The 13,035-nt window shown below is 42.5% G+C and carries 19 protein-coding genes; 1 reads left to right on the top strand and 18 read right to left on the bottom strand.

The features are described from left to right. Nucleotide 1: 1 nt before the first annotated feature. The gene (locus NSQ64_RS01330) at nt 2-148 is read right to left on the bottom strand and encodes a hypothetical protein (RefSeq protein ID WP_191098159.1); all 147 of its coding nucleotides are present in this window, start codon (nt 146-148) and stop codon (nt 2-4) included. 29 nt (nt 149-177) lie between these two features. Next, nucleotides 178-627, bottom strand: coding sequence for a phage tail assembly chaperone (locus NSQ64_RS01325; RefSeq protein WP_286108682.1), 450 nt, complete (start codon nt 625-627; stop codon nt 178-180). Nucleotides 628-727: 100 nt separating this feature from the next. Here NSQ64_RS01325 and NSQ64_RS01320 point away from each other — a divergent pair, with 100 nt between their 5' ends. Next, on the top strand, nt 728-868 hold the full coding sequence (locus tag NSQ64_RS01320) for a putative holin-like toxin (protein WP_341014652.1): 141 nt from the start codon (nt 728-730) through the stop codon (nt 866-868). 264 nt (nt 869-1,132) lie between these two features. On the opposite strand, the gene NSQ64_RS01315 is transcribed toward NSQ64_RS01320, so the two are convergent. The 16 genes from NSQ64_RS01315 to NSQ64_RS01240 are packed head-to-tail and all read right to left on the bottom strand — an operon-like array spanning nt 1,133 to nt 12,949. Beyond that, entirely contained in the window at nt 1,133-1,576 is a 444-nt protein-coding gene (locus tag NSQ64_RS01315) for a phage tail tube protein (protein ID WP_044139480.1), read from the bottom strand. Between the two features lies 1 nt (nt 1,577). Further along, entirely contained in the window at nt 1,578-2,924 is a 1,347-nt protein-coding gene (locus NSQ64_RS01310; RefSeq protein WP_286108681.1) for a phage tail sheath family protein, read from the bottom strand. 2 nt (nt 2,925-2,926) lie between these two features. After that, nucleotides 2,927-3,124: a hypothetical protein gene (locus tag NSQ64_RS01305; protein WP_187704580.1), complete on the bottom strand. Its 198-nt coding sequence runs from the start codon at nt 3,122-3,124 to the stop codon at nt 2,927-2,929. A 10-nt stretch (nt 3,125-3,134) separates the two neighbouring features. Beyond that, on the bottom strand, nt 3,135-3,590 hold the full coding sequence (locus tag NSQ64_RS01300) for a phage tail terminator family protein (protein WP_286108680.1): 456 nt from the start codon (nt 3,588-3,590) through the stop codon (nt 3,135-3,137). A gap of 4 nt (nt 3,591-3,594) precedes the next feature. Continuing rightward, a complete protein-coding gene (locus tag NSQ64_RS01295; RefSeq protein WP_144469008.1) occupies nt 3,595-4,101 on the bottom strand; it encodes an HK97 gp10 family phage protein in 507 nt (168 codons plus the stop codon). Continuing rightward, a complete protein-coding gene (locus NSQ64_RS01290) occupies nt 4,098-4,454 on the bottom strand; it encodes a DUF3599 family protein (RefSeq protein ID WP_286108679.1) in 357 nt (118 codons plus the stop codon). Before NSQ64_RS01290 ends, NSQ64_RS01295 begins: the two co-directional genes overlap by 4 nt. Then, nucleotides 4,451-4,843: a protein YqbG gene (gene yqbG, locus NSQ64_RS01285; protein ID WP_286108678.1), complete on the bottom strand. Its 393-nt coding sequence runs from the start codon at nt 4,841-4,843 to the stop codon at nt 4,451-4,453. Before yqbG ends, NSQ64_RS01290 begins: the two co-directional genes overlap by 4 nt. A 5-nt stretch (nt 4,844-4,848) precedes the next feature. Then, the gene (locus NSQ64_RS01280) at nt 4,849-5,208 is read right to left on the bottom strand and encodes a YqbF domain-containing protein (RefSeq protein WP_286108677.1); all 360 of its coding nucleotides are present in this window, start codon (nt 5,206-5,208) and stop codon (nt 4,849-4,851) included. A 5-nt stretch (nt 5,209-5,213) separates the two neighbouring features. After that, a complete protein-coding gene (locus NSQ64_RS01275) occupies nt 5,214-6,137 on the bottom strand; it encodes a phage major capsid protein (protein WP_008361939.1) in 924 nt (307 codons plus the stop codon). A gap of 23 nt (nt 6,138-6,160) precedes the next feature. After that, nucleotides 6,161-7,318, bottom strand: coding sequence for an XkdF-like putative serine protease domain-containing protein (locus tag NSQ64_RS01270; RefSeq protein ID WP_286108676.1), 1,158 nt, complete (start codon nt 7,316-7,318; stop codon nt 6,161-6,163). A 35-nt stretch (nt 7,319-7,353) separates the two neighbouring features. Further along, nucleotides 7,354-7,983 (bottom strand): hypothetical protein, encoded by a 630-nt coding sequence (locus NSQ64_RS01265; RefSeq protein WP_034623542.1) that lies wholly within the window; start codon nt 7,981-7,983, stop codon nt 7,354-7,356. 41 nt (nt 7,984-8,024) lie between these two features. Further along, complete coding sequence (locus NSQ64_RS01260; RefSeq protein ID WP_286108675.1) at nt 8,025-8,942, bottom strand: phage minor head protein; 918 nt, start codon at nt 8,940-8,942, stop codon at nt 8,025-8,027. Further along, nucleotides 8,939-10,468: a phage portal protein gene (locus tag NSQ64_RS01255; protein WP_286108674.1), complete on the bottom strand. Its 1,530-nt coding sequence runs from the start codon at nt 10,466-10,468 to the stop codon at nt 8,939-8,941. Before NSQ64_RS01255 ends, NSQ64_RS01260 begins: the two co-directional genes overlap by 4 nt. Further along, nucleotides 10,465-11,769 carry a PBSX family phage terminase large subunit gene (locus NSQ64_RS01250; protein WP_286108897.1) on the bottom strand — a complete coding sequence of 435 codons (1,305 nt, stop codon included), beginning with the start codon at nt 11,767-11,769 and terminating at the stop codon, nt 10,465-10,467. The genes NSQ64_RS01255 and NSQ64_RS01250 overlap by 4 nt, the downstream gene beginning before the upstream one ends. Nucleotides 11,770-11,780: 11 nt before the next feature. After that, on the bottom strand, nt 11,781-12,653 hold the full coding sequence (gene terS / locus NSQ64_RS01245) for a phage terminase small subunit (RefSeq protein WP_286108673.1): 873 nt from the start codon (nt 12,651-12,653) through the stop codon (nt 11,781-11,783). A gap of 47 nt (nt 12,654-12,700) precedes the next feature. Beyond that, nucleotides 12,701-12,949: a hypothetical protein gene (locus NSQ64_RS01240; protein ID WP_286108672.1), complete on the bottom strand. Its 249-nt coding sequence runs from the start codon at nt 12,947-12,949 to the stop codon at nt 12,701-12,703. Between the last annotated feature and the right edge of the window lie 86 nt (nt 12,950-13,035).

Raw genomic sequence — 13,035 nt, 5'->3', positions numbered from 1 at the left:
CTTATCCTCCTTTCTTCGATTCCTTTTCAAGCACTTCTAATTTGTGGGCTATTAACCCAAACAAAAAGGCCTTGAATCGCCTTGGCGCTTCATAGACCTCTAAGAGTTCAGACGGGGAGTAATGAAGCTCATGCATGCAGTAATACAGATACACAGCCTCTTTGTCCCCGTCTTTTATTAGTTTTTTGCTGCTTCTTCTAAATCTTCAATTTCATCTTCAAACCCGTTGACCTCAATGGCTTTGTTTAACCAGTTCGCATATTCACCGCCGACAGATAGGACACGCTTTGCCACTTCGACTGGATCTTGGGTGCCGTATGCTTCACGAAGTTCTTTTGATTTGAAGTCTGGGTAAATGGTTGATTCAACTGCGATACGTGCATAGAAACGTTGGGAATCCAAGTCTTTCACACGTCCACGACCTTTAACATTTTTGAAAGTCGTGTTTTCTTTCTCCAGTTCATCGATGCGCTCTGTTGTGATCGCTTTGAATACGAATGGAATCACTTTACCTTCTTTGTCAACGAAACGCTTTGAAATGAATGATTTAACTTCTTCCGCTTCTGTTGTTTGTCCTGGCATAAAGAATGAAAGATCATATACGTTGTTTGTTTGTTTTTCGCTCATGTTTAAAAACTCCCTTTGATTTGTTTTTTGAATGCAAAAAAGCACATCCATTTTTTGAATGTGCTTTCCAATCTTTTCATGTATAATATAAATCGTACATATGAACGGCTTGCTCAAGGGTGTCTGGCTCATCCCCGATAGGAAGGGGGTGATGCTCATGTCAACGTTCCAAGCGATTTCCCTAATGCTTTTATTCGGGATGTTTATCCTTGCTTTGTTGACGTATATAAACAAAAAATAGACTCCCCTTGAGCTTTGGACGGTTGAAGGGAAAGTCTATCCTTAAAACTATCTAATTGATAAGCCAGCCCCTTGAAGGGCCTCATTGTACATTGCCGGGATGTTGGAGCATCCTGGCTTCTTTTTATTTTATGCAAATTGCTTTGCATGTAAACATAATTTTGTATACTCGGAATGCTTTGGGAATGCTCTGAGCATTCTCTTTGCATTATAGCATATTCGGTTTTTATTTAGCTAATTAATTAGCTAATTTCCTCCACATTTCTTAGAAAGAATCCTTCAGCTTCTCAGGAAGATCAAAGTCCTCAAACGTGAAAGGAACCTCTTCTTCCAGTGCTTCTGAATCAACATCAAGCCCCGCGATCTTTGCAGAATCAAAGTTCACATCAAACAATGTGACACGCTCTGTGCCGCGGCCAGATGATTTGTCATCCAGTACAGCTTGAATGGTGAAGTATGGATCTTGTCCCTTCTTCACGTAATTTAACATCAACTGAACGAAACGTGATGTAACCTTATAGAAAGTCGCTGTGCCGGTCCCATTCGCACCGGTTGTCTTGTGACCGGTCATACGACGGCCCATGACATTGACCTCTGATTTATTCTTCTCCACGTTTGCCTCAAACGTTTTAATGAACGCCATTTCCTCACCATCGAGGAATAAGCGTCCTTCCTTACCCGAAATGGTATTCTGCGCTTTAAAAGCCATCTTATTTCACCTCTACATTGAAATAGAATTTTTCAGCTGCATCAACAGGTTGAACAGCTAGATCAATCAAGAAACCGTCACGATCTTCATTTAAAGCGATCGTGATATCCGTTTCAGAATCAAAGCCAGTGATTCCAGATCCATCTTGGAGCTGCGTGAGATATTGCGTGATGAGTGTTTTCACCAGCTGCAGACCATCATCCGATGCCGGAATGTCATTGCCATTTGCTTTGCGTAATTTAATTAAATCCTTCAATTCACGTGTGAGATCATTGTTGATCGCATCGAGCACACGAATGATCTTGTTTTTAGCGAATGTCTTGTTCTTCTCGGTTGTATAAGTCGTTAAGGAGTTAATGTCCTTCTCAACGCTCACTGTGCGATCTCTCGCATCAAACGTGAACAAGAATTCCCCTTGTGATAAGCGGTATTCCACTTGGTCATTATCAAGACGCTCTAACGTGTCCACAGCCCCTTCATATTCCACAAAGGTTAATGACTGATTGAAGTTTGCACCTGCAGATGCACCGGCAACCCATGCAGTTGCTTTGGCTGGCGTTATCTCTGTGCCATCTTCTAGCACGACACCGCTTGTAACATTGATAATTCCTTCATGATTAGCTTCATAATTCGGTAAAACACCTTGCACCTTACGGCCTTGATCATCACGCAAACGCTTGACGAAGGCCACAAATGTTGCTTTTAGTTGCGTACTAGTGTTATTAGGCAGCGCGATCACGTCAAAGTATTCTGTTTCAGCTTTTTCAAGGAATGCTGTGTAATCTGCCACGCTTGGAACACCATTTTTCCCACCGCTTAGTGTTACGCCAGCGGTGATTGTCACTTCTCCTTCACCAGAGAACGAAACATATTTGTTTTGCTTCAACTCTTTGACATCAGTGACAACCTGCTTATCAACAATGTCTGTACCAACGTAAGTCACCACATCACGCTTCGAGCTATCCAATACGTTTTCAGTAACTTGGATCGTGACCTCATTCCCTTTCTGTCCACCATAATTAGCAAGAACGTTGAAATTCTCGCTGATCTGAGCCTTTGCAGGTTCGCCTTCATTCAGGCGATAAAGCAAGACTGTTTGTGCTTTTTTCTTCGCTTCTCGGAAAAGAAGCAGTGATTTGTCATCGATGTTTAATCCGACTTTTTTATTTAAGTCCTCCATGCCAGAGATAGAGATGAACGTCTTAGGCTCTCCCCAACTCATTGTGATTGGGAGTGCAACGGTGCCGCGATCACCTAACGTGATACGCTGCTGTGCTGTGGTTTTAAAATTGAAGTAGATACCAGGACGCTTTTTCTCTGTACCTGGCGTGAAAGTACCTCCATTCATGCTTAAACCTCCTTAGACAAAAAAGCATCAATCTGCTTCTTTGCTTCTGTTTTTGTAATTGGTTGATCTTTGATATAAAAAAGAGCACCTTCAAGGATTTCAGGCTTTACGCCAAACAATTCCTTGCTGTGCTCTTTCAAGGCTTCAAATGAAAATGCTGCTTCTTTAGGAAGAACCGGAGCGGCTTTCTCTTCTTTCACCGGCTCGCTTTTATTCTTGGCCACTTTTTATCACCCCGTCTGAAAAATTTATGTCGTCTAGGCTTGGCTGCTCGTCTCGGTTGTACCAATAAGCACTATCCCATGTGAGGACAATCGTTGCCACGCCTTGATCTGCAATCCTAGTTTCTGCCCTCTTAATGCGAACATATTGATCGAGCAGTTCACCTTCCTCACTGACCATTTGAATGATGTTTCGATCAGCTGATAAGGCATCCACTATCGACTCCGCTGCATCATGAGCCTGCCCCGAATCCTTGTGAAACACTTTAATATGCAGCGTGTATGTTTTAAGGAACGTTGAAACAGTATCGTTTCTTGTATTGACCCATGCTGCAGGAAAGTACATTGAAGGAATCTGAAATTGTTCAGGAATCTTTTTTTCATATACTTTCACCGGAAACTGCTTGTAACAATAATTCATGATGGCGCCGACTTCTTGATTCATCTAATCACCGCCCAAATTGTTCATCGATCCATTGCTGCAGCTTGCGATCTAGTGATTGTTCAAACATCTGCCCGAAGATGCTTAGAGCATTATCCCAATAGCCGCTGCCCTCAACCCACTGGAACTTTAGAAGCATTCCTGTTTCAGCGTTTGGATCGTATTCAAACCGGTCACCAACCCATCTGCCAGGAACCCAACGTCTGTCCTGATTCTTGGAGGGATCAATGGTAAAGTGGCCATCGTTTGTGTATGATGCGTATTCTAAGTTGGTCCCAACATCCAACGTTAGACCGCCACTGCTCATTGAAAAGACGTTTTCTTGGTCTCCCTTTTGGAATGAGTTGAGCAAACGGCGAGCATCCACTGTTTTTGTACGGATGACTTCATCCTGAACAATATCAAGGAACTCATAGCCCATTCCTTCAAGCCACTCTTCATATTCTGCTTGCAAGCCGCCATTAACAGCTGCATTCAAATCCTCAATGAACTGATCTAAACCATCAATCCTCAAAGGCTTTCACTCCTCATCGCTACCACCTCAATATGGTGATTTTTGATTCGTCTGGGCTTTTGGAGTTTCAATGTCACACCTTCCCATTCCACTTTGTCATTCAGGCGAACATCGGCATTGATAGGAAAATGAACAAGGTACGATTGATGAATGGTTGCGTTTGGCTCCTGCTGTGTGATGGATTGGTTTTTCTCCGTAAAATAACATGGCTGCGCAACTTGATCAGGCTCATCAGGATATGAAAAGACCGGCTGCGCATCTTGGACAGGTATTCCATAGCGATCTTTTGACAGCTGCTCTGTTTGCAAGTGATATATATCGCATCGATCCGTTAATAACGATTGATAGCTCATAGCGATCTCAACCTTAATTTGATGCTGCCTGGATCTTCTGGCGGTTCTCCTGGCTCAATGAAATCTATCAACAGGTTATACACATCTGGCTTTGAAACGGCGTTACCATCTGCCAAGGTGTATGAATAGTCACCTATCTTTTCCGACTTGTACCCTTTTATGATTGATTCATCTCCGTTGATCAGTGCGAAGAACTGCGCCATTTTAATCAATGCGATCTTCGCCTTTTCAGGAAGCGGCTGATATTTTTCACTTATGAACTCATGACCTACGATCTTAAATACCTCAGCTTCAGCTTCGATGATGTCACTTTCCAATAGTTCATCCGAGCGGTTTTTCACGCTCTCGAATACGGTATACGCCCTAACATCTTCAGGAGAGATCAGCATCAGCCTTACTCTCCTGTTTTTTCTTGTTGCTGCTCAAGGATGAAGGCAATTCTTTCACTCTTATCTTTGAGCTGAGTCGGATCGCCGCCAAGATCAATAACAATGGCTTCTTGTTCAGTTTTGTTCATGCCCTTCAGTTCTGTTTCAGTGTAAATTTTTACTTCTTGTGCCGGTTCTTCTTCCTCATTCACCGGCTCATCCGTTTTTGGATCATCAGCAGGAGCTTTTACTTCCTTACAAGCAAAAAACTCATTGCCATCGAGATATTGAAATACCTTTTTCTCAATCTCTTTCTCCTGATTTAAATGAAAGACATGCCCCATCACAGAGTATGTCTTTCCTTTGATCAAAGCCGCTGTATACATGTTGATCACTCCTTGACCTTAATGATCTTAGCAACAGCATCCTCTTCCTCAAATTTGCTGTCCAGCTTCGCAGTCAACACAATGATGAATTTACGATTACGGATGTCTTTATCTACCTCAATACGGATATTACGAGAGAAGCCCAAGATGATGTTTTTTGGATGAGTCAATAAAATGTCTGAAACATCTGTGCCGTCCGCATCATACGGTTGCATATTTGCAATTCCTTTGACTGGAACACCAAATGCAGAAGAAAGCCCACCTTGTACTGCTGCATCTCCTAAATTTGTTTGACGATCGGCCACTTTGTCTTTCCATTCGACCTCTTGCCCTGGGGAAGAATAGAAACGGAACTCTTGTGGGACTCGCAAATATTTTGGTGGAACAGCTTTGTATCCTTGTTTGAATACTTGGCGTGTAAGTGGTTCACCAGCAACATCTACGATATGAGATGTCGCTTGCTTGCGGATACCATCAAGCTGCGCAAGGTAAGTATCAGATGACGATGTATCACCATTTAAGATCAATTCTTCAATATCTACTGCAGCTCGTTCAGCAAGCATTTGCATGATGGTGTTTTGCAAAGCATCGCCCTCGATGTTGTTTTCAAGTGTGTCATAAGTAATATTCACTTCTGCGATGACTTCTTTTGCATTAAGCTCCACAGTGCTTGTTGTTGGTGCAACTCGATCACTTGCTGGAACTGCTTTTCCTTCCACACCAGGACGAAGAATCCGCTGACCAAAACCGATTTTTTCGATTTTTTGTGCATCGCCATCCATCGGAATGACACGTGCATCTTGCAGCAATGTTGGTGCATTTTGCACCATACGAATAAATGTGCTAGATTGGGTTGGATTCATTAGACCGCCTGTTTTTAACGTCCCAAGCGTCACTTCCGCTTTGTTAATTACCTCTTGATTTCTCACTCTAGTTCCTCCTTTTTCTCGGCTTAAAGCAAGCCGCCCCATACCGTTTCAGATTTTTGTAAGTCTTGTTGTTGTTGATCTCCTACTCCATTACCTTGCGGACGTGCCTTTTCCAGTGCTTCGACTCTATCGACTACTGGAGCCAATGCCTTTTCTACAGCTGCGGCCATTTCTTTTGCGACCTTTTCATCAATTTGTTTTTCTTGTGGATCAGGCTGACCTTCACCTTCTCCCTTCTCAAGGTCATCCAGACGTTTTACGACTGGTGCAATTGTTTCATCTAGCATCTTTTGCAGATCTTCTTTGTTCACTTCTTCTTCCTCCTTCTCTTCCGCTTGACTCAACAAATTGTCGATAGCGGCTCTTGCATTTTTTAGCTCATTCAGATTAGCTGCTGAAAACTTTTTACCTGCTTTTGCGACAGCTTCAGGTGGATCAGTTTGAATCCCAGCCAAGTCATCAGTAAGCAAAATCTCTTGTGTGATTTCCACAAAATCTTGCAGTGCTTCCCTCACCTTTTCAGGATCAGTCTCCAAGTCTTCATCGTCGTAAGAATCCCATTTATACAAAACGGAATTCAGCGCATCTTGTGCAGCCCAAAACTCACGACGCATGCGGCCTTTGTCGTATCGATTCTTAACTTCTCCTTTAAGAAAGAAGTTTTTGAGCAAAGAAAAAAGCCCCTTCTCATCAGAAGCTGGCTCACGCTCTTGTTTTCCTATGTCTGCTGTACCGGCCATTGAATATCCGGTGATCTCACCCTTTTGAATCTGTTCCCAAATTTCATCGGAAGCCTTCGTGACAAGGACCCATGATCCTTTCTTGATAACTTCATCACCCATTTCAAAGTCAGAGGGAGCAATGTACGATTCAACGACTTCCCCGACACCGCCTTGGAAATCATGCTGTTTGTCGATCTCACGTGCATCTTTCAGGAACCCGTGAGCAGCTTTCTCAATTTCTTTTGGTGTCATATAATCCCCATGTGCATCAGCTACGTTTGGTTCGTATACAATACCGTATACAAGACGCTGCGCATCATCAGCCTTCGCAATGACCTTGATTTCCTTTTGAAAGTCATTTTCTTTTTCTGACTTCATAAAAAAGAACTGTTTTTGATTAGCAGCCTTGTCCACGTATGAAACGTGTGTGATTTTTGCATTTATCAATTCGCGTGGCAATTCATTCACCTCCTTTCAAAAGAAAAAACTGTCTTTTAATCAGACAGTTTTTCACCACTCATATAATAATCGCCAGTAATTTTTTGCAGCTGTTTAATTAACTTAATTACTGATGAACAGTATCTCATAGCTTCCTTATAATCAAGAAACACTGCATGTGGGTTTTTAACAATATCATTTCTTAGACTCCATAAGCCCAAAATGTTATTAGCCATATTCTGAGAAATATGTTCTTTGTACAGAAGATCTCTCACTATTTCAGGTATATCTCTTAAGTTATTCTCGCTTAATCTAACTACTACATACCTTAATTCTGCCTCAAGCTCCAGCCAAGCTGTATAAACAGCTTCCTCAGGAGACTTTTTTGCCAAACGCTCATAATGCTTTACATATCCAACATCCAGTCCGTTTGTTTCAGCATTATTATGACTATTTTTATTGGGGGCACTTTCATGTTGCTCATCTTCTTTTACATCTTCATTTTGCTCAATTTCATCTAAAGTTTTTGCAAAATCAAGATGAAGAATATCTTTATATTTAAAACTCAACAAATTACCAACTCTACTAAGAATTACTGTTATAGGTTGTTTTAAAATCAAAACCACTATAATAGTTGCTAACGAACCTGAAGTAAGTATTGAAGAAAAGAACTCAAGCCAACTCATATTTCCCCTCATTCCCAAAGTAATGAGGATATTATACTATTTCATTCCATGTTTTGTAAGACTCTTCTTCTAATCTCTTCTTTTTCCTCAGCTGACAATTCTAGAATAACAGGATCAACAACAGGACCAACCGCACAATGACAATTTACTCGCTCTTTTGGCGTGAGCTGTGTATCTCTCGGAAACATGCACCGCTCTCCGCTGCCTGGTATCTCAAATTCTTCATCCAAAGGGATGATAGTTCCATCCAGCTGCACATGGCTTTCTCTCGACTGATTCTTTTTCCCTCCACTGTGCTTCCACTTCTTCCCCGTTACCGCCGGGGATTGGACATAGGATTCATGTTGAGCGACGGAAGAAGCGGTCAACACTTCTGTGACCGCCGTTACACGTGCGCGCTTGCGGTTGAATTCAGGTAGGTCCTTCAGCTCCAATTCAATTTCTTGGATAGAGCGACCTTCTTTTATACCATTTTTCAAGGTTTGTTCAATAGCCGTATGAGTATTCAGCTTCATCAGCTGCGCCAACTCTTGCGACCATGATTCAATCCACTGTTCAGTTTTCTCAGAAAGCACCTTGAATGGAATATCTGCATCGATGGAATGCATGATTTTCTCGGCCAGCTGCGTGACGGTCAGTGTTAGAAAGACAGCCGTTTCTTTTCCAAACAGCTCCGCAAATTCATCAGCTGCAAACAAGTCATTTTGAAAGAACGCTAGAATTGATTCTAACGTTTCTGAATCGTCCTTGGATATAAAACCATTCAGAGCATTTAAAAACGTCCTGCGTTGCAATCTGAGAAGTTTTGCGGTGGTTTTCTCATACTCTTCCACCAAAGAGGGAACGTCCTTCAGTTCAGGGAAATCAGCTACAGCTTCTTCTAGTTGCTTGACCTCATCTGCCTCTGCTTTTTGCACAAAGGTATTGATGTTTTTTATCAGCTGATCGATCTTGCTCATTTGCGGATCTCCTCTAGTTCATCCCTAACATCTTTTAAGAGATGGATCAGATCTTCCTGGGAACCCGCAGATTTTTGAAGAATCGTATCAAACAAGTTAGTTGATACCTTTGACTTCGCTTCAATTGGTCGGTGGTATTCTTCCTCTGGCCATTCTTCTAATGTTTTTCCTAGAATACGGCCAGCCAGATCACGCAGGTCATTCGGTGAAACCGCTCCTGCTTGAATAAACGGTGTAAGAACCTTTGCAATTTCGAGCGGATCACGAAAGTCAGGACCATTTAATATGAGCCGCACATGCCAGAGATCAAGATCAGGAAGAAAGAGTGTATTGAGCTTGCCAGTGATGATCATTCGCTCTGGCTGAAATACCTGTTCCTCTGTCGTCTTTCGAGCGGTGTCAGCTGTGGCCTTGTTATAATCCTGTGATTCGCCAGTGTAGATCGGCGGCAGACGGAATGAGGAACGTATCTTGTTTCTCGTTTTCTCATCATATTCAAGGAACAGCGCATCCTCCTGGAGAATCTCGGCCAGTGATTTTATTTCAACTTTAACAGGTGCTGGGTCTTCATCATTGCTTACTTCGTCCTTTTTCTTTTTAGGAATCCCTTCGACTTCAAGCAAAAGGAATTTATGTGCATTGTCTGAACCTTCGATGCCATTCATGTACTCTTGCAGCTGTTCGTATGATGCTTCAGACAGCATGCCATTTTCCACTGTAATTGCAGCCGGCACATGCCGCCCTTGTTTAAAGTACAGATAGTTCAGCTCTTCAGCTTTACGCGCACCGTACATATTGACGATGTTACCAATCCAACGAGGAACACCATATGTACCGCTGCCAATCTTGAAGTGAATGACTTCGCTTGCTACAAGTTCAGGGGGAGTTTTTTCGCTATATTCTCCCGTAGAAGCGTTCATTGTCCTTGGATCTCCGTATTCCTTAAAGAAAACTTTTTTAGTGTTGACCTGCTGCACATACTTTCTGAACCGCTTCATTCTTTTGAGAGATTTGACTTGACCATGATCTGTATATTTAAAGTCGATCTCGACAGGATCACCTATCTTACATATTCGCATGTGTTGAGCATCTAAATATTCAATCCCTGCTGGTTGCCCTGTGCCATTACGTAACACTTCAAGAAAGCCATTCCCTGTCCGCTCCCGATCTTCTATCACATACCCTAGAACCACTTCGGCTGATTCATCATAGTTCATGTATCGGACAAGCTCCTCAAGCCTCGTCCATTCTTTTTCAGCAGCGGATTTTTTTGCTTCTGGTGCATCCTCAGCGTTAAAGTCGAAAGTGTATTCAACTCCCAATCCGAAACCAAGAATATTCGTTTTATACGCATCGATGCATTGCTGAAGAATGGTAGAATACTCAGCTATTTGTTTGAGCTCTGTGATATTGTACGGTGGCTCGATAACGTCATCAGCCTCATAATTAAAGCCATCATCATGAATTTGTTTAGTAGTTTGAGAGATGTCTGCTTTAAACACAGTAGCTTTCACGTGTTTTGTCATAGCCTTCTCATCGACCTCCTTTCTCTATTAGGGCGTTTCCGCTCTTTAGGCTGCTCTTTCAGATCGGTGACCTCATAATCATCTAACGCATACCAGATGGCTGAAAAAGTATGAGGGTCAATCTGAAACTCGTCCTCTATGATATTGCCGCGCTTGTCTGTCTTATACGTGAGCGGCTGAAGCTCATAGATCGTGTTTTTGCATGAGTCGGAACAAATGATTTTCTTAAACCGCTTGATCTTCTTGGTGTACTGCAAGCGTGAGCCTTGGAACTTATGAGCGGCCACCATGTTGTATCCCATCTTGCGGAAATATGCGATTGTCTTCTGCTCATTATCAGCCTTAATCAGCTCTTTTGTTTCGACGAACTCTTTCAAATCCTCAACCGTGACATCATCAGTCTTGCCACGATCGTAATACTCCCAATAGATATATAGATACTTCTTCTCGTGATCAACAGCCAACCTAACCACAGCGTTATATGAATCAACGAAACCAAAGTCCATGCCCGCTCTAAGCAAAGGGCGATTAATATTTGAGATGGCCAGCATCACATCTTCATGTGGCTGCACCTCGAATTGTGGCAGAACACGAATTCCGTTTATGCCAAAATGACCTTTTCGGGCAATTCGATAAAGGTCGGGATCGTATTCTTTTAGTTCGTCCAGCTGCTTGATATAGCTCACAGGTAGAAATAGGTTATCTTCTGCCGTCGAGTGGTGATAGTACGTATCGTTGATAGCAATCGTTCGCTCTTTATATAACCTTTCATCATCCAGGATAAATCGGTTGTTTTGATCATCCTTAAAGAAATGTCTGTACGTCCAATTATCCTGCCCGACAGGGTTCGTTGATAGTATCATGTGCAAATCCAAAGTCGGGTGACGCAAACGACCAAGCAGCTCCTTGAATCCCTCGTACTTCACTTCTGAACATTCTTCAATCCATATGATCGAGATGTTGTTGATCGACTTCAGCTTGGCTGGCATGTCCAAGCCTTTGAAAATGATCCGGCTGCCATTGTGAAATTTAAGCATGAGCGGTGATGTCCGGCACTGAATGACATGATCGAGTCCAAGATCATTCACGATCTCTTCAAATAAAGAGAAAGTGGAATCTCTATGTGTGTCATAGACTTCACGAATCACAAGGGCTGTTCTCTTTTCATCTAGTAGTTTCAGAATGAGCTTCAGGGCAATATGATAGCTTTTGGAAGAACCATAGCCGCCTACTAAAAACTGAAACTTCTGATCCCAATCAAAAAGAAAGTCCTCAAAATGTGGATTGACTTCCTTCTCCATCATTTGAACCATCAGCCATCACCTTTATTCTTCCGCTTAATTGTTATTTGTACAGAATCATCGACAGGTCGAGCGGTGATCCGCTCCAGCTCTGCCTCTCTCGTTCGGTTTGCAAGATCGAGACCACGAAGTCTCAATTCATATTCAGACATAGTTTTCATTATGTCGACTTTCTGCCTACTGGCTTTATCACGTTGTGCAGTCACACGTGTCAGAGCATCTTCTATACTCAATATCTTCTCTAGTAGCGGTGAGTCTGTCTCCTCAATCTGGACCACAGCCAGACGCTCATTAGTTATTGGTACTGATTTAATCAGGCCATTCTTATCTGGAGCCTGTACAACGTCTTTCATCTTCCGCATTTGCTGCAAGACTGTCCGCTGCTTATCAGTCAATCCATTCTCATACTTATTGATTAAGCGCATCATTCTTGTTTCACGAACGCTCAATAATCGTATTGATAGATCAATTTGGTACAAAGGATCAGTCTCAATCTCAGTAAAAAGCTTCTGCTCCTTTTCATCCATGTACTCAAACATGATCGTTTCATATTCACCCGTCTTGAATGAATTCTTGTTGCCTTTAGGAGCTGCGCCGCCCCTATTGCCTTTAGCATTTTGGTTACCAGGTGGCGCTTTACCACCTTTGTTTCCTTTGGCGTTTTTACTCCCTTTCGGAGCGCCAGGACGTTTAGGAGCGCTCCCTTTCGATTTAGGAGCGCTCCCTTTGAAATTATCATCCCATTTATCGTTCGCTTTCCATTTACGGACGGTGCTACTTGTCACACCCAACTCATCTGCAATGTCTTTGAGTAAGCGGGCTCCACCGCTCTCTTTCCAAAGACGGAAAGCTTCATCTCTTCTCGGATCACGCGGTCTAGCCATTACATATCACCCACCTCCGACCTGCTGAATTAAGTTTGAGTTTGTTTTCAAATATCGTCATGCTTCTGAAGTTCGATGTCGAGTTCTATGAGTTTCTTAAGATCTTCCACAGTAGACACTTTGATGTTTCCCGCTTTAAAATCTCTTACCCATTGAGAGATGCAAGCTTGAGCGATTTTACGATAATTTTCTTTTGATTTATCAATACCTTCAGCCTGTTCAGCTTGAAGGATCATAAGCATTTCTTTCTTTTCTTCGTCAGAAAGGGAACGTGTGTTTGTATTTTCTATTGTCATTCTCCCTAACCTCCATTACAATAGTGGGTGAGAGCGTGATATTTTCCCACAAACGCGGCCGCGTCTTGATCACGCTCTTAGGCAGG

Origin of the sequence: Bacillus sp. FSL W8-0183, from assembly GCF_038006825.1 — a bacterium.
Classification (GTDB): Bacteria; Bacillota; Bacilli; order Bacillales; family Bacillaceae; genus Bacillus; species Bacillus altitudinis.
The sequence above is the reverse complement of the archived record's forward strand: the minus strand, read 5'-3'. Positions and strand labels throughout refer to the sequence as shown.